Raw genomic sequence first — 14,666 nt, forward strand, 5'->3', positions numbered from 1 at the left:
CGCGTGCGCGGGGATGACGCTGCCGCTACGCGACGTGGCGACTGTTTGATCTGGCGCAGTACCGCCCGTCGCCATCGTTCTAGCGTGAAGTCCTCTACCACGGAGGATGACATGAACCCACGCACACTCTTACTTGCCGCCTGCAGCGCCCTGTCCCTGCACGCCCACGCCGCAGCGCAGCTGATGTCGGCCCCGATCACCGTCGCCACGCCGCAGGACAGTGCCAGCCTGGTGGCGCGCCTGAACGCGCTCGAAGCGCGCCCCGGCCTGACGCCCGACTACAGCTTCCGCATCAGCAGCCAGCATCCCGGCGTCACCGGCCAGAAAATCACCCGCGCCCAGCATACCTACAAAGGCTTGCGCGTATTCGGCTCAGAATCGGTGGTGGTGACCAATGCCGCCGGCGACATCGTCAGCGTGTCCGCCGCCGACCGCCGCCCCGGCCTGCAAGCGCAAGCGGCCACGCCCAACCCGCCGCTGCCGGCCGATCTCACGCCCACGCTCAGCACCGACGCCGCCATCGCCGCCGCTGTGCAAGCCGTGGCGCCCGGCGCCACCCACCGCTGGCCGCCCAGCGCCGAACTGCTGATCTACCCGCTGATGAAAAGCGCCCGCAGCGCCGCCGCTGCGGGCAAGCCCGACAGCCAGCTCAACGCCCTCGACCTCGAAGACGTGGTAGACCACTACACGCTGGCCTACCTGGTGCAGCTGCGCATGGCCCTGAACGGCAAGCTGGTCTACTACGACGTGGTGGTCGACGCCAAAACCGGCGCCATCCTCAAGCAATGGCCCGCGCTGCAAACCGTCACCGGCATCGGCCACAGCCAGTACAACGGCCAGGTGCCGATCAGCACCTCGGCCATTGCCAGCGGCTTCCAGATGCTCGACAGCGCGCGCGGTACGGGCGGCAAATACGGCGGCATGGCCATCACCAACGCCAACCACAGCTCGCCCAACAATCCCGATCCCGGCAGCATCTACACCAACCCCAGCAACACCTGGGGCGACGGCTTGCAATACAACGGCGGCAGCACCACCAATGCCAACGGCCAGACCGCCGCCGTCAACGCGCTATGGGGCTTGATGAACACCTACGACACCAACAAGAACGTGCTGGGCTGGCAGTCGCTGGATGGCAACAACAGCGCCACCTACATCGCCGCCCACGTCGGCACCAGCTACGACAATGCCTTCTACGACGACAGCTGCAAATGCATGTACATCGGCGACGGCAACAGCTTCCTCAGCCTGGGTGCAATCGACGTCATCGGCCACGAAATGTCGCACGGCGTGACCGCCGCCACCGCCGACCTCACCTACGCCGGCGAATCGGGCGGCCTGAACGAATCGAACTCCGACATCGGCGGCGAAATGGTGGAAGCCTACGCCCGCAACGGCGGCAGCGGCAACGTGGTCCCCGCCAGCGGCAACGACTGGATGATTGGCAAGGACATCAGCAAGAGCGGCCAGCCGCTGCGCTGGATGGTCAAGCCCAGCAAGGACGGCCACAGCCCGGACGCCTGGAGCAGCACGCTGAAAAACCTCGACGTCCATTATTCGAGCGGCCCCAACAACCGGATGTACTACTTCCTGTCGCAGGGCTCCAGCGCCGACCCGGCCAGCGACAGCTACAGCGCCTACCTGACGCGCACGCCGGCCGCCATGAGCGGCATTGGCAACGACAAGGCGTATCGCATCTGGTTCAAGGCGCTGACCACCAAGTTCACCTCCGCCACCAACTACGCCGACGCCCGCAACAAAGTGCTGCTGGCGGCGCAGGAGTTGTACGGCGCCACCTCGAAAGAAGCGATTGCCGTGCAGCGCGCCTACGCCGCCATCAACGTCGGCACCGACATGGATGAAGCGAGCGGCGGTGGCGGTGGCGGCGGTGACGGCGGCGGCGAGCCGGCCGAGCGCATCGTCAACGGCGGCTTTGAAAACGGCGCCACCGGCTGGAGCGGCAGCACCTTCGTGATCGGCGCCCATCCGGCGCAAGCGCCTTACGAAGGCACGCGCTACGCCTGGCTGGGCGGCAACGGCCGGCGCGCCAGCGAGACGCTGACCCAGCGCATCACCATCCCCGCCAGCGCCACCAGCGCGCAACTGAGCTTCGCGCTGCACATCGACACCGACGAAACCAGCAACACCGTGTACGACACCCTGACCGTCACGCTACGCGCCGCAACCGGCGGTGCGGTCCTCGCCACATTGGCCACCTACACCAACCTGACACCCGCCGACGGCTACCAGATCCGCAGCTTCGACCTGCTGCCATTCAAAGGCCAGAACATCATCCTGTCGTTCGCCATGCGCGAGGACCGTTCGCAGCAGACATCCTTCGTGCTGGACAAGGTCAGCCTGCGCACAAACTGATATCATCGTGGGCTAGCGCGAACAGGCGCCACCATCAGGGATATAAAAATGACTATAGGCGGAAAAACCATCGAGGAGGCGCTGGCCTCCTTGTCCGACATGACCGCGGGCGCGGTGCCGATCGGCAAAGACGAACACCTGCAGCGCATCGCGCGCGCCCAAGCGTTCATGCAGGCGCAAGGCATCGCCGCCATCTACCTCAACGCCGGCGCCAACCTGACCTACTTCACCGGCACCAAGTGGTACGCCAGCGAGCGCATGGTGGGCGCCATCCTGCCGGCGCACGGCGCCATCGAATACATCGCCCCCGCGTTTGAAGAAAGCACCTTGAAAGACTTCATGCTGGTCGACGGCCCGGTCAACTGCTGGCACGAGCACGAAAGCCCGTACGCGCTGTTCATCGCTGTGCTGAAACGCATGGGCATCGCGCCAAATGCGGCACAGCCGCCGCGCGTGGGCATCTGCGAAAGCGCCGCCTTCTTCATTGTCGACGGCATCCGCCCGCTGGCCGAAGGCTATGCGCTGGAGAATGCACGCGCCGTCACCGCCCACTGCCGCACCCGCAAATCAGAGGCCGAAATCGCCCTGATGCAGCGCGCCAAAGACATGACGCTGGCCGTGCACATCGCCGCCGCCAGCATCCTGCGTGAAGGCATCACCACCAAGGAAGTGGAAGAATTCATCGACCGCGCACACCGCAAGGTCGGCGCCTCCGGTTCCTACTTCGTGATCGTACTGTTCGGCGAGGCCACCGCCTATCCGCACGGCGTCAGCTACGTGCAGACCCTGAAAGCCGGCGACACCGTGTTGATCGACACCGGCTGCAAAGTACACAACTACATCTCCGACATCACCCGCACCTACGTGTATGGCCCAATCAGCGAGCGCCAGCGTTCGGTGTGGAACAGCGAGAAAAAAGCCCAAGCCGCCGCCTTCGCCGCCGCCCAGCTAGGCGTACCGTGCGAAGAGGTCGACGCTGCCGCCCGCCGTGCGCTGGAAGCCGACGGCTTCGGCCCCGGCTACAAGCTGCCCGGCCTGCCGCACCGCACCGGCCACGGCATCGGCCTCGACATCCACGAGTGGCCGTATCTGGTCGGCGGCGACAAGACCGCGCTGGACGTCGGCATGTGCTTCTCCAACGAACCGATGATCTGCATCCCGGGCGAATTCGGCGTGCGCCACGAAGACCACTTCTACATGACCGCCAGCGGCCCGAAATGGTTCACCGAGCCGGCCCACAGCATCGACGACCCATTTGGCTTGACCCGTTAAACTCTCTCAGGAGGCGCACATGAAACGAGTAACTGGCATCGGCGGCATCTTCTTTTACGCGCAGGATCCGAAGGCGTTGGGCGAGTGGTACCAGCGCCATCTCGGCATCGACGTGCAAGCCTGGGGCGGTGCGGCGTTCGACTGGACTGACGACACAGGCCAGCCGACCGGCGGCACTACCGCATGGTGCATCTCATCCGCCGACGGCAATTCGTTCGCGCCCAGCAGCAAGCCATTCGTGGTCAACTACCGCGTACACGACCTGCCAGCGCTGCTGCAAGCGCTACGCGATGAAGGCTGCAACGTGCTCGATAAAACCGACGATTCCGAGTTCGGCAAATTCGGCTGGGTGATCGACCCGGAAGGCAACAAGGTCGAACTGTGGCAGCCGCCGGCAGGCCAGTAACCGCTTGATCAGCTACGCTTCATCACCAGCGTGAGGATGTCATAGCTGGCCACCAACTCGTCGCGCTGGTTGGTCACCTGGACATCCCACGCCACCACGCCCTGGCCCACGCCCTTGTCGTCGGTGCGGTTGCGGTCCACCTTGCGCTTGCAGGTCAGGCGCGCGCGGATGGTGTCGCCAATCGCCACCGGCGCCACAAAGCGCAGGTTATCCAGGCCGTAGTTGGCCAGCACCGGTCCCGGCGCCGGCGACACGAACAAGCCCGCCGCCGCCGACAGCACGAAGTAGCCGTGCGCGATGCGCTGGCCGAACTGCGTGTCCTTGGCCGCCACCTCGTCGAAGTGCATATAGAAGTAATCGCCCGAAACGCCGCCGAAGTTGACGATATCGGCCTCGCTGACGGTGCGGCGATGGGTCAGCAGCGAGTCGCCGATGGCCAGGTCCTCGAAGTGCTTGCGGAACGGATGCACGGCCTCTTCCTGCACCTTGGCGCCGCGCACATATTCGCCGGTCACCGCCGCCAGCATGGTCGGCGAGCCTTGCACCGCCGCCCGCTGCAGGAAGTGGCGCACCGCGCGGATGCCGCCCAGTTCCTCGCCACCACCGGCGCGTCCCGGACCGCCGTGCTTCAGCTGCGGCAGCGGCGAGCCGTGGCCGGTCGAATCGACCGAGGCCTCTTTATCCAGCACCAGCACGCGGCCATGCGAAGCGGCCGCCATCGGCACTGCATACGCCGCCGTCGCCGGGTCCTTGGTCACCAGCGTCGACACCAGCGAACCCTTGCCGCGCGCGGCCAGCGCCAGCGCCTCATCGATGCCGTGGTAGCTGATGATGGTGCTGACCGGGCCAAACGCCTCGACGTCGTGCACCGCCTCGTTGCGCATGCCGTCGCGGCACAGCAGCAGGGTCGGCGCGAAGAATGCGCCTTCGCTCACGCCCTCGCCCACCGGCTTGAAGCCATCGCGGGCGCTGAACAAGACTTCGTTGCCGCGCGCAAGCAGCTCCACGCGTTCAGCCACATCGCGCTGCTGCTCGCGCGACGCCAGTGCGCCCATGCGCACGCCCTCCACCGACGGATCACCGATGCTGACTTTCGCCAGCCGCTCGCGCAGGCGCGTGCCAACCGCGTCGATCATATTTTCCGGCACGATAATGCGGCGGATGGCAGTGCATTTCTGGCCCGCCTTGCCGGTCATCTCGCGCGCCACTTCTTTGACGAACAGGTCGAACTCCGCATCGTCCGGCGTCACGTCCGGCGCCAGAATGGCGCAGTTGAGCGAATCCGCTTCGGCGGTGAACGGCACCGAGTTGGCAATCAGGTTGCGGTTGGTGCGCAGCTTGGCGGCCGTGTCGGCCGAGCCGGTGAAGGTCACCACATCGGCGCCGCCGAGGCGGTCCAGCAGGTCGCCGGTGCTGCCGATCACCAATTGCAGCGCGCCTTCCGGCAGCAGGCCGGATTCGTGCATCATGCGCACCACGGCTTCGGTCAGGTAGCTGGTGGCGCTGGCCGGTTTGCCGATGCACGGCATGGCCGCCAAAAAGCTCGGCGCGAATTTTTCCAGCAAGCCCCAGATCGGGAAGTTGAAAGCGTTGATGTGTACCGCCAGCCCGCCGCGCGGCACCAGGATGTGGGTGCCGGAAAAGCCGCCGTTCTTCCCGAGCGCCATCGCCGGGCCTTCGTGCAGCACGTTGGACGAAGGCAGCTCGCGGCTGCCCATGCTGGCGTAGGCGAACAGCGTGCCGGTGCCGCCCTCGATATCGACCCAGCTGTCGGCGCGGGTAGCGCCGGTCAGGTGCGAGATGGCGTACAGTTCTTCCTTGCGGCTCAGCAGATACACGGCCAGCGCCTTCAGGCACGCAGCGCGCTGCTGGAAGTTCATCTGCATCAGCGCCGGGATGCCGCGCTTGCGGGCGTAAGTGACCGCTTCATCGAAGTCGATCTTGTCGGCGTGGGTGTGATAGATGACGGCGTTAGTCAGGGCGCTGTGCAGCGGCGCAGCGGCCTCGCTGCCGATCCAGCGGCCGGCGATTAAGCTTTGCAGTGTTTGTGGCATGGTGCGGTCTCCGTTAGTGTTAGTTGATGCGGCGCGGCGCCCGGGCAGCGCGGGCGCGCCGCCCGGGCGTGGCCTAGGCGCTGGCGTTCTTGTGCAAGTGCAGCGGCAGCGCGCTGTCCCATTCAATGCGTTTGCGGTCCGGCTCCGGCGCGGTCAGTGCTACGGTCTCGCGCATGGTTTGCATGCTGCGCACCGCCAGCTCCTGATACTGCGCAGTGCCATTGGTTTTCCATTTGATCTCGTCGTCACTGAGCTCGCGCAGCACCTTGGCCGGCGAGCCGACCGCCATGCTGCGCGGCGGGATCTCCATCCCTGCTCGCACAAAGCTCATCGCGGCGACGATGCTGTCCGCGCCCACCACGGCGTTATCCATAATGACGCTGTTCATGCCGACCAGCGCATTGCGGCCGATGCGGCAGCCGTGCAGCACCGCGCCGTGGCCGATATGGCCATCCTGCTCGACCACTGTATCGGCGCCGGGGAAACCGTGCATCACGCAGGTGTCCTGCAGATTGGCGCCTTCCTCCAGCACCAGCCGCCCGAAGTCGCCGCGCAGCGCCGCCAGCGGGCCGACATAGCAGCGCGGCCCGACAATCACATCGCCGATCAGCACCGCGCTCGGATGCACATACGCAGTCGGATGCACGACCGGCGTGATGCCGTTGATTTCATAAACCTTAACCATGCCGGCCTCCGTTCAAACCCGCTCAATCACCAGCGCGATACCCTGACCCACGCCGATGCACATGGTGCACAGCGCGTAGCGGCCACCGGTGCGCTCCAGTTGCTGCAACGCCGCCAGCACCAGCCGCGCGCCCGATGCACCCAGCGGGTGGCCGATCGCAATCGCACCGCCATTCGGATTGACGTGCGCCGCATCGTCGGCCAGCCCGAGGTCGCGCGTCACCGCCAAGCCTTGCGCCGCAAACGCCTCGTTCAGCTCAATCACGTCCATGTCGGCAATCGACAGACCCACCTGCGCCAGCACCTTCTTCGAAGCCGGCGACGGCCCAAAGCCCATGATGCGCGGCGCCAGGCCGGCGGTCGCCATGCCCAGCACGCGCGCACGCTTGCGCAAGCCATACTGCTCGGCCGCCGTAGCGGAGGCCAGCAAAATCGCGCACGCACCATCGTTCACGCCAGACGCGTTGCCCGCCGTGACCGTGCCGTCCGGCCGCACCACGCCTTTCAGCTTGGCCAGCATTTCCGGCGTCGTGTCAGGACGCGGATGCTCGTCACTGTCGACGATCTTGGGCTCGCCCTTGCGCTGCACCAGCGTCACCGGCACGATCTCGTCGCGGAACACGCCCGCTGCGTGCGCGGCGGCCCAGCGCTGCTGGCTGCGCAGCGCAAACGCATCCTGGTCGGCGCGACTGACGCCAAACTCCTGCGCCACATTTTCCGCCGTCTCCGGCATCGAATCGATGCCATGCGCCGTCTTCATCAGCGGATTGACGAAACGCCAGCCGATGGTGGTGTCTTCAATTTTCGCGCTGCGCGAAAACGCGCTCTCCGCTTTGCCCATCACAAACGGCGCGCGCGACATGCTTTCCACACCGCCGGCGATCAGCAACTGCGCTTCACCCGACTTGATGGCGCGTGCCGCCATGCCCACCGCGTCCAGCGACGAGCCGCACAAGCGGTTGATGGTGCTGCCGGGGACTTCCACCGGCAGGCCGGCCAGCAGCGCCGCCATGCGCGCCACATTGCGGTTATCTTCGCCGGCCTGGTTGGCGCAGCCGTAGTAGACATCGTCCACGCACGTCCAGTCGACGCCGGGATTGCGTGCGATCAGCGCGGCAATCGGCAGCGCTGCCAAATCGTCAGTGCGCACGCTGGACAGCGCGCCGCCGTAGCGGCCGAAGGGGGTGCGGATGGCGTCGCAGATGTACGCGGAAAAATCAGCTTGGTTCAAAATGTCTCCTTAATTTTTCGGGCGCTGGTCAACCACGCGGCGCGCCTTGCCGGTCAGGGTGCGTTCAATGCCATTGGCCGGCAGCAGGCGCACTTTGGTGCTGACGCCGACGTTGGTCTTAATGCGCTGTTGCAGCTCGTTCGCCAGCGATTCGGTTTCGCTGCTGGCGGTGTCGGGACGCAGCTCGGCCAGCACTTCCAGCTTGTCGAGATGGCCGTCGCGGCTCACCACCAACTGATATTGCGGCGCCAGTTTCGGCATCTTGCAAATCAGTTCTTCGATCTGGGTTGGGAACACGTTGACGCCACGGATAATCAGCATGTCGTCCGAGCGGCCGGTGATCTTGCCGATGCGGCGCATGCTGCGCGACGTCGGCGGCAACAGGCGCGTAAGGTCGCGCGTGCGGTAGCGGATGATCGGCAGTGCTTCTTTGCTTAGCGAGGTGAATACCAGCTCGCCCTCTTCGCCATCCGGCAGCACCTCGCCGGTTTCGGGATCGATGATCTCCGGGTAGAAGTGGTCTTCCCAGATCACCGGGCCGTCTTTGCTCTCGATGCACTCGCTGGCCACGCCGGGGCCCATCACTTCCGACAGGCCGTAGATATCCACCGCGTCGATGCCGGCGCGCTGCTGGATCTCGGCGCGCATGGCGTCAGTCCACGGCTCGGCACCGAAGATGCCAACCTTGAGCGAACTGGCGGCAGCGTCCAGGCCCTGGCGCTGGAATTCCTCGATGATGTTCAACATGTAGGACGGCGTCACCATGATGATGGACGGCTTGAAGTCCTGGATCAACTGCACCTGTTTTTCAGTCTGGCCGCCGGACATCGGCACCACCGTGCAGCCCAGACGTTCGGCGCCATAGTGCGCGCCAAGGCCACCGGTGAACAGGCCGTAGCCGTAGGAGATGTGCACCATGTCGCCGCGACGGCCGCCGGCGGCGCGGATCGAACGCGCCACCACGTTGGCCCAAGTGTCGATATCATTCTGGGTGTAGCCCACCACGGTCGGCTTGCCAGTAGTGCCGCTCGATGCGTGCACGCGCACCACGCGGTCCTGCGGTACTGCGAACAGGCCGAATGGATAGTTATCGCGCAGGTCCTTCTTGCCGGTGAACGGGAACCTGGACAGGTCGGCCAGTGTTTTCAGATCGTCGGGATGGACGCCCGCAGCGTCGAAGGCAGCACGGTAATGCGGCACGTTGTCATACGCGTGCTTGAGCGACCATTGCATGCGTTGCAGTTGCAGCGCTTGCAGCTCGTCGCGGCTGGCGCGTTCGATCGGCTCCAGATCGGACGGCGCGGGATTGCGTTGGACCATCGGTGTCTCCTCGTTATTGTGGTATGACTGTGCCGCTGATGCGGTGCGATTTTCCGCGGAACAGGGCGATGGTGCGCTGCTCCTGATTGGTGACCTTGATGTCGTAGACGCCGCTCTTGCCGGCCAGCGCCTGCTCGGTGGCGGTGGCGGTCAGCAGATCGCCTTCGCGGCCGGGCGCAAGGTAGTCGATATTGCAGGCCGCGCCCACGGTGGTGTGGTTATGGCTGTTGCAGGCAAAGGCAAAGGCGCTGTCGGCCAGCGCGAAAATGAAGCCGCCGTGGCAGGTCTGGTGGCCATTCAGCATATCGGCGCGCACCGGCATCGACATGCGCGCGTAGCCGGGAGCGACGGCGTCGATGCGCATGCCCAAAGCCTGCGAAGCAGGATCACGCGAGAACATCGCCTCCGCCACTGCCTCCGCCAGCGCCTGCGGATCGCCGTGCGTAGCGGCAGGCGCGGGCTGTGCGGCGTGCGGCGCGTGGGCCGGCGCTGCGAGGGCGTCGTTCAGCTTAGTCATGGAAGCGCCCTCCGCTCGCCTGCTTGCGACGCAGCAGCGGCGACACGCGGTAGCGGTCCTCGCCATAGCTGTTCGCCAGATTCGCCAGCACGCGCACAATGTGCTCAATGCCCACCGCGTCCGCCCACGCCAGCGGGCCGCACGGGTAGTTGACGCCTTTCTGCATCGCGATGTCGGCAGCAGCGGCATTGCAGACGCCTTGGTTGACCGCATCCGCCGCCTCATTGGCCAGCATGGCGACGGTACGCATCACGGCCATGCCAGGCACGTCGTCCAGCCGCGTGACGGTGAAGCCGGCCGCTTGCAGCAGGCCGACCACGGCGTGATAGGCCGCCGGCGTGCACTGGTCGGCGCAGGCCACGGCTATGCGCTTGGCGCTGCCGTAGTCCAGCGCAAGGTCGACCAGCACCGTGTCCGAATGATTGTTGTCGCGCGCACGCTGGGTGGCGCTGCGGCCATCGGTCAGGTAGACGGTGGCACCGTTGCAGTGGAAAGCCGGCGCATCGTCGTGCGGGCCAGCTTGACGAATGCTCTCAGGCATACGACGCTGCACGATCTCGATGCCAACCGCGCGCAAACGGGCCGCCAGCGCGTCAACCACCGCGCCGCCGACGACGTTCAAGGCTGCGCCCTGCTCCACTGTGTAGCTCACATACTCCGGCTTCGGTTGCGGCGCTTCGGCCTGCACTTGCGGCGCGACGGCCGCATCGCCGTACTGATAGAAGCCGCGTCCCACCTTGCGGCCGAGGAAACCGGCATTCACCATTTCCTGCTGCAGCACCGACGGCGTAAAGCGCGGATCGCCGAAGTAGGCATTGAAGACCGATTGCGTGACCGAGAAATTTACGTCATGCCCGATCAGATCCATCAACTCGAAAGGGCCCATGCGGAAGCCGCCGGCTTCGCGCATCACCGCGTCAATGGTGGCCGCATCGGCCGCCTGCTCATTCAGCAAGCGCCAGCCCTCGGCATAGAACGGCCGCGCCACGCGATTCACGATGAAGCCCGGCGTCGATTTGGCGTGCACCGGATTCTTGCCCCATGCCGCCGCCGTGTCGTACACCGCCTGCGCCACCGCGCCGTCGGTCGCCAGCCCGCTGACAACCTCGCACAGCGCCATCAACGGCACCGGATTAAAGAAGTGCATGCCCGCCACGCGGCCCGGCAGGCGCAAGCCAGCCGCAATCGCGGTGACGGAAATCGACGACGTATTGGTCGCCAAAATGCAGTCCTCAGCCACAATCGCTTCCAGCTGCGCGAATAAAGCGCGCTTGGCCTCAAGGTTCTCGACAATGGCCTCCACCACCATGCCCGCATCCGCTACATCGGCCAGCGTCACGGCAGCCTGCAGGCGCGCCACGGCAGATGCGCAATCGATAGCGTTGATGCGCTCCTTGGCGACCAGTTTCTCCAGCGCCGACGCAATGCCGGCAATCGCCTTGGCCACCGCCTCGGGACGCGTGTCGTACAAGCGCACGGTGTAGCCGGCCACCGCCGCCACCTGCGCGATGCCCGCACCCATTGCGCCGCTGCCAATCACGGCGACCGAACGGCCAGTATTCAGGGCCGTCATCTCAACGCCCCTTGAATTGTGGTGCGCGCTTTTCCATGAAGGCGGCCACGCCTTCACGGTAATCGTCGCTGCGACCAAGTTCGCTCATCATGCCGCACTCCAGCGACAGCTGCTGCTGCAAGCTGTTATGTGGGCTGGCTTGCAAGGCTTGTTTGGTGAAGGCCAGGCCCTTGGTCGGCGCGGACGCGAAATGGCGCGCCATTGCCTGCACTTCGGCGGCGAAGTCTTCGTCCGGAATGGCGCGCCAGATCAGGCCCCAGGCTTCGGCTTTTTCTGCGGTCAGCTTTTCGCCAGTCATGGCCAGTCCCATCGCGCGCGCGCTGCCGACGAGGCGCGGCAGGAAGTAGGTGCCGCCGGTGTCGGGAATCAGACCCAGTTTGCAGAACGCTTCAATGAACGATGCAGATTTGGTGGCCACCACGATATCGCAGGCCAGCGCGATGTTGGCGCCAGCGCCGGCCGCCACGCCGTTGACGGCGCAGATCACCGGCAGCGGCAAGTTACGCAGCGATTGCACCAGTGGCGCGTAGTTCTGTTCCACCGAGTCGCCCAGATCGACAGCGCGCGCGCCAGGCTCCACCGAACGGTCCGACAGGTCTTGCCCGGCGCAGAAACCGCGCCCGGCGCCAGTCAGCACCAGCACGCGCGCGTTGCCACTGGCCGCTTCGCTGGCGACGCGCTTCAGCGCATGGCGCACTTCCTCGTGCATGGCCTGGGTGAAGCTATTCAGTTTGTCCGGGCGGTTCAGCGTCAGCGTGGCGATGCCGCCGCTGATGTCGAACAGGATGTTCTGGTAGTCCATATTGTCTCCGTTATTTTATTCGGCCTGGTCGAAGTCGATGACGACTTTGGCGGTGGTGGGGAAGCTCTGGCAGCTCAAGACGTAGCCGCGCGCGATTTCGTAGTCTTCCAGCGCGTAGTTGACGTCCATGTCAACCTTGCCTTCGATGACTTTGCAGCGGCAGGTCGAGCACACGCCGCCCTTGCACGAGTAGCGCATGTCGAGGCCCGCGCGCAGGCCCGCGTCGAGCAGCGATTCCTTGTCCTGTTCCATGGTGAAGCTGGCGGCGTTGCCGTCCATGATGACGGTGACTTCAGTTTGCTGGTGGGCGGCGCTGGCTGCGGCCGAGGCGTGGCGGGGCTGGTGCGTGTGCTTGGGAATGCTGGCGGCGAACAGCTCGACCTTGATGTTCGCCTTCGGCATGCCGGCTTCCTGCAGCGCGGCCGAGACCCCGTGCATCATGTCTTCCGGGCCGCAGATGAAGGCGACATCGACGTCTTCGGCGCGTACCCAGTGCTGCAGGAATTGCGCGGCTTTCTCCTTGGTGATGCGGCCGTTGAACAGTTCAATATCCTGCTGCTCGCGGCTCATCACGTAGGCCAGTTTGAGGCGCTCCATGTAGGTGTCCTTAAGGTCGGACAGTTCGTCCCTGAAGATCACCGACGACGAGGCGCGGTTGCCGTAAAAGAGCGTGAAGCGGCTGTGCGGTTCAGCCGCCAGCGTGGTCTTGATAATCGACAGGATGGGCGTGATGCCGCTGCCGGCTGCGAAGGCGAGATAGTGCTTGCGGTTGGCGGCGTCCAGCGGCACGTTGAAGTGGCCCATGGGCGGCATCACTTCCAGCGTCTGGCCGGCTTGCAGGGTGTCGTTGGCCCAGCCGGAAAACAGGCCGCCGTGGGTGCGCTTGATGGCCACGCGCAGCGCGCCGTCCTGCACGGCGGAGCAGATCGAGTAGGAGCGGCGCACGTCTTCATCGCCGATCTTGGCGCGCAGGGTCAGGTGCTGGCCTTGCTGGAACTGGAAGCTGTCGCGCAGCTCGGGCGGCACGGCGAAGGTGACGGCGATGGTGTCGCGCGTTTCGTTGCGCACTTGGGCGATGGTCAGCGGATGGAATTTGCTCATGATCGGTTTAGTGGCACTTGAAGTAGTCGAAGGGCTCGCGGCAGGCGAGGCATTTGTACAGCGCCTTGCAGGGCGTGGAGCCGAACTGGCTGGTGATCTCGGTGTGGGTGGAGCCGCAGTGTGGACAAGCCACAGTCGGCGCCAGCGATGCGCGGCGCGAGATGGCGGCGAGCGGGCCGGCACGCAGGCCGCTGATGTCGATCACTTGCTGCGCCGGTGGCGCGATGCCGTAGCCGCGCAGGGCGGCTTTGCCGGCTTCGCTCATCCAGTCAGTGGTCCAGGCGGGCGACAGTTGGTTGTGCAAGCGAACCGTCGCCACGCCGTGCGCGTGCAGCGCTTCGGTGATGGCGTCGGCAATGACTTGCATGGCCGGGCAGCCGGAGTAGGTTGGCGTGATGGTGACGTCGCACGCGCCGTCGTCGGCCACGCGCACGTCGCGCACGATGCCCAAATCGACGATGCTGATGACCGGGATTTCCGGGTCGGGCACTTCGCCGAGCCAGGCCCAGATTTGCTCAGCATGGACTCCCGCCTGCGCGGGAGCGACAGTGGTCGCTTTCATGGCGGGCTCGCTGCTTACCACTCTGCGCCCGGGTAGGCGCGCTGCAGGAACTGCATCTCGGCCAGGATGTAGCCAAGGTGCTCGCTGTGGCGGCCTTGCTTGCCGCCGCTCTGCATCCACGCATCCGCCGGCGGCATCGCTAGCGTGGCTTCGGCCAGAATCTCGCCGACGTGCGCCAGCCAGTGCGCGCGCAATTCATCGGCGGCTGGCGCGACGCCAGCGGCGACCATCGCCTGGTCCACTGCATCGTAGGCAAATACTTCGCCGCTATACATCCACAACTCATTGACAGCGCTTTGCGTCTTGGCGTGGCTGACTTCCGTACCGTCGCCGAGGCGCACCATCAAGTCGCCGCTACGGCGCAGGTGATAGGTCACCTCCTTGAGCGACTTCTCCGCAATTGCCGCAATGCGCGCGTCGCTGCTGCGCGTCAGCGCTTCAATCAGGAAGTAATGCCAGGCGTCGAAGAAGAACTGGCGCACCAGCGTGTCGGCGTAATTGCCGTTCGGCTGTTCCAGCAGCAGGCAGTTCTTGAAATCGTGGGCGTCACGCATATAGGCCAGCGTGTCCTCGCTGCGGCCCGCGCCTTCCAGTTCGGCCGCGTACTCGTACCACATACGGGTCTGGCCCAGCAGGTCGAGCGCCACGTTGGTCAGCGCCATGTCTTCTTCCAGCGCCGGGCCCTTGCCGCACCACTGCGACAGTTGCTGGCTCAGGATCAAGGCATTGTCGCCCAGGCGCAGCAGGTAGTTGACTTTGTGGTCCATGATG

Annotated in this window: 13 protein-coding genes; 3 read left to right on the forward strand and 10 right to left on the reverse strand. The window is 65.4% G+C overall.

The window, feature by feature from the left end; all coding sequences use genetic code 11:
* Positions 1-111 precede the first annotated feature (111 nt).
* The 3 genes from GTP46_RS23170 to GTP46_RS23180 are packed head-to-tail and all read left to right on the forward strand — an operon-like array spanning position 112 to position 4,051.
* Positions 112-2,373, forward strand: coding sequence for a M4 family metallopeptidase (locus GTP46_RS23170; RefSeq protein WP_161008998.1), 2,262 nt, complete (start codon positions 112-114; stop codon positions 2,371-2,373).
* Between the two features lie 48 nt (positions 2,374-2,421).
* Entirely contained in the window at positions 2,422-3,645 is a 1,224-nt protein-coding gene (locus GTP46_RS23175; protein ID WP_161008999.1) for a M24 family metallopeptidase, read from the forward strand.
* Positions 3,646-3,664: 19 nt separating this feature from the next.
* Positions 3,665-4,051, forward strand: coding sequence for a VOC family protein (locus GTP46_RS23180; protein WP_161009000.1), 387 nt, complete (start codon positions 3,665-3,667; stop codon positions 4,049-4,051).
* Positions 4,052-4,059: 8 nt separating this feature from the next.
* On the opposite strand, the gene paaZ is transcribed toward GTP46_RS23180, so the two are convergent.
* The 10 genes from paaZ to paaC form a co-directional block, all read right to left on the reverse strand.
* Positions 4,060-6,105, reverse strand: a complete 2,046-nt coding sequence (paaZ, locus tag GTP46_RS23185; protein ID WP_161009001.1) for a phenylacetic acid degradation bifunctional protein PaaZ — start codon at positions 6,103-6,105, stop codon at positions 4,060-4,062.
* Positions 6,106-6,178: 73 nt separating this feature from the next.
* Complete coding sequence (paaY, locus tag GTP46_RS23190; protein WP_161009002.1) at positions 6,179-6,790, reverse strand: phenylacetic acid degradation protein PaaY; 612 nt, start codon at positions 6,788-6,790, stop codon at positions 6,179-6,181.
* 12 nt (positions 6,791-6,802) lie between these two features.
* Entirely contained in the window at positions 6,803-8,020 is a 1,218-nt protein-coding gene (gene pcaF / locus GTP46_RS23195; protein WP_161009003.1) for a 3-oxoadipyl-CoA thiolase, read from the reverse strand.
* Positions 8,021-8,029: 9 nt separating this feature from the next.
* The gene (gene paaK, locus GTP46_RS23200; protein ID WP_161009004.1) at positions 8,030-9,340 is read right to left on the reverse strand and encodes a phenylacetate--CoA ligase PaaK; all 1,311 of its coding nucleotides are present in this window, start codon (positions 9,338-9,340) and stop codon (positions 8,030-8,032) included.
* Between the two features lie 13 nt (positions 9,341-9,353).
* Positions 9,354-9,740 carry a hydroxyphenylacetyl-CoA thioesterase PaaI gene (paaI, locus tag GTP46_RS23205; RefSeq protein WP_229259070.1) on the reverse strand — a complete coding sequence of 129 codons (387 nt, stop codon included), beginning with the start codon at positions 9,738-9,740 and terminating at the stop codon, positions 9,354-9,356.
* A 109-nt stretch (positions 9,741-9,849) separates the two neighbouring features.
* Positions 9,850-11,430 carry a 3-hydroxyacyl-CoA dehydrogenase PaaH gene (gene paaH / locus GTP46_RS23210; RefSeq protein WP_161009006.1) on the reverse strand — a complete coding sequence of 527 codons (1,581 nt, stop codon included), beginning with the start codon at positions 11,428-11,430 and terminating at the stop codon, positions 9,850-9,852.
* 1 nt (position 11,431) lies between these two features.
* Positions 11,432-12,232: a 2-(1,2-epoxy-1,2-dihydrophenyl)acetyl-CoA isomerase PaaG gene (paaG, locus tag GTP46_RS23215; protein WP_161009007.1), complete on the reverse strand. Its 801-nt coding sequence runs from the start codon at positions 12,230-12,232 to the stop codon at positions 11,432-11,434.
* A gap of 15 nt (positions 12,233-12,247) precedes the next feature.
* Positions 12,248-13,333, reverse strand: a complete 1,086-nt coding sequence (paaE, locus tag GTP46_RS23220; protein ID WP_161009008.1) for a 1,2-phenylacetyl-CoA epoxidase subunit PaaE — start codon at positions 13,331-13,333, stop codon at positions 12,248-12,250.
* A gap of 7 nt (positions 13,334-13,340) precedes the next feature.
* Positions 13,341-13,895, reverse strand: a complete 555-nt coding sequence (gene paaD / locus GTP46_RS23225; RefSeq protein WP_161009009.1) for a 1,2-phenylacetyl-CoA epoxidase subunit PaaD — start codon at positions 13,893-13,895, stop codon at positions 13,341-13,343.
* A 14-nt stretch (positions 13,896-13,909) separates the two neighbouring features.
* On the reverse strand, positions 13,910-14,662 hold the full coding sequence (paaC, locus tag GTP46_RS23230; protein WP_161009010.1) for a 1,2-phenylacetyl-CoA epoxidase subunit PaaC: 753 nt from the start codon (positions 14,660-14,662) through the stop codon (positions 13,910-13,912).
* Positions 14,663-14,666 lie beyond the last annotated feature (4 nt).

The sequence above is a fragment of the Duganella flavida genome (genome assembly GCF_009857445.1).
GTDB lineage: Bacteria > Pseudomonadota > Gammaproteobacteria > Burkholderiales > Burkholderiaceae_D > Rugamonas > Rugamonas flavida.

Excerpts from the sequence above, each read along its gene's own strand:
- GTP46_RS23170 (WP_161008998.1), top strand. The coding sequence starts at position 112 with ATGAACCCACGCACACTCTTACTTGCCGCCTGCAGCGCCCTGTCCCTG.
- GTP46_RS23175 (WP_161008999.1), top strand. The coding sequence starts at position 2,422 with ATGACTATAGGCGGAAAAACCATCGAGGAGGCGCTGGCCTCCTTGTCC.
- GTP46_RS23180 (WP_161009000.1), top strand. The coding sequence starts at position 3,665 with ATGAAACGAGTAACTGGCATCGGCGGCATCTTCTTTTACGCGCAGGAT.
- paaZ (WP_161009001.1), bottom strand. The coding sequence starts at position 6,105 with ATGCCACAAACACTGCAAAGCTTAATCGCCGGCCGCTGGATCGGCAGC.
- paaY (WP_161009002.1), bottom strand. The coding sequence starts at position 6,790 with ATGGTTAAGGTTTATGAAATCAACGGCATCACGCCGGTCGTGCATCCG.
- paaK (WP_161009004.1), bottom strand. The coding sequence starts at position 9,340 with ATGGTCCAACGCAATCCCGCGCCGTCCGATCTGGAGCCGATCGAACGC.
- paaI (WP_229259070.1), bottom strand. The coding sequence starts at position 9,740 with ATGTTCTCGCGTGATCCTGCTTCGCAGGCTTTGGGCATGCGCATCGAC.
- paaH (WP_161009006.1), bottom strand. The coding sequence starts at position 11,430 with ATGACGGCCCTGAATACTGGCCGTTCGGTCGCCGTGATTGGCAGCGGC.
- paaG (WP_161009007.1), bottom strand. The coding sequence starts at position 12,232 with ATGGACTACCAGAACATCCTGTTCGACATCAGCGGCGGCATCGCCACG.
- paaE (WP_161009008.1), bottom strand. The coding sequence starts at position 13,333 with ATGAGCAAATTCCATCCGCTGACCATCGCCCAAGTGCGCAACGAAACG.
- paaD (WP_161009009.1), bottom strand. The coding sequence starts at position 13,895 with ATGAAAGCGACCACTGTCGCTCCCGCGCAGGCGGGAGTCCATGCTGAG.
- paaC (WP_161009010.1), bottom strand. The coding sequence starts at position 14,662 with ATGGACCACAAAGTCAACTACCTGCTGCGCCTGGGCGACAATGCCTTG.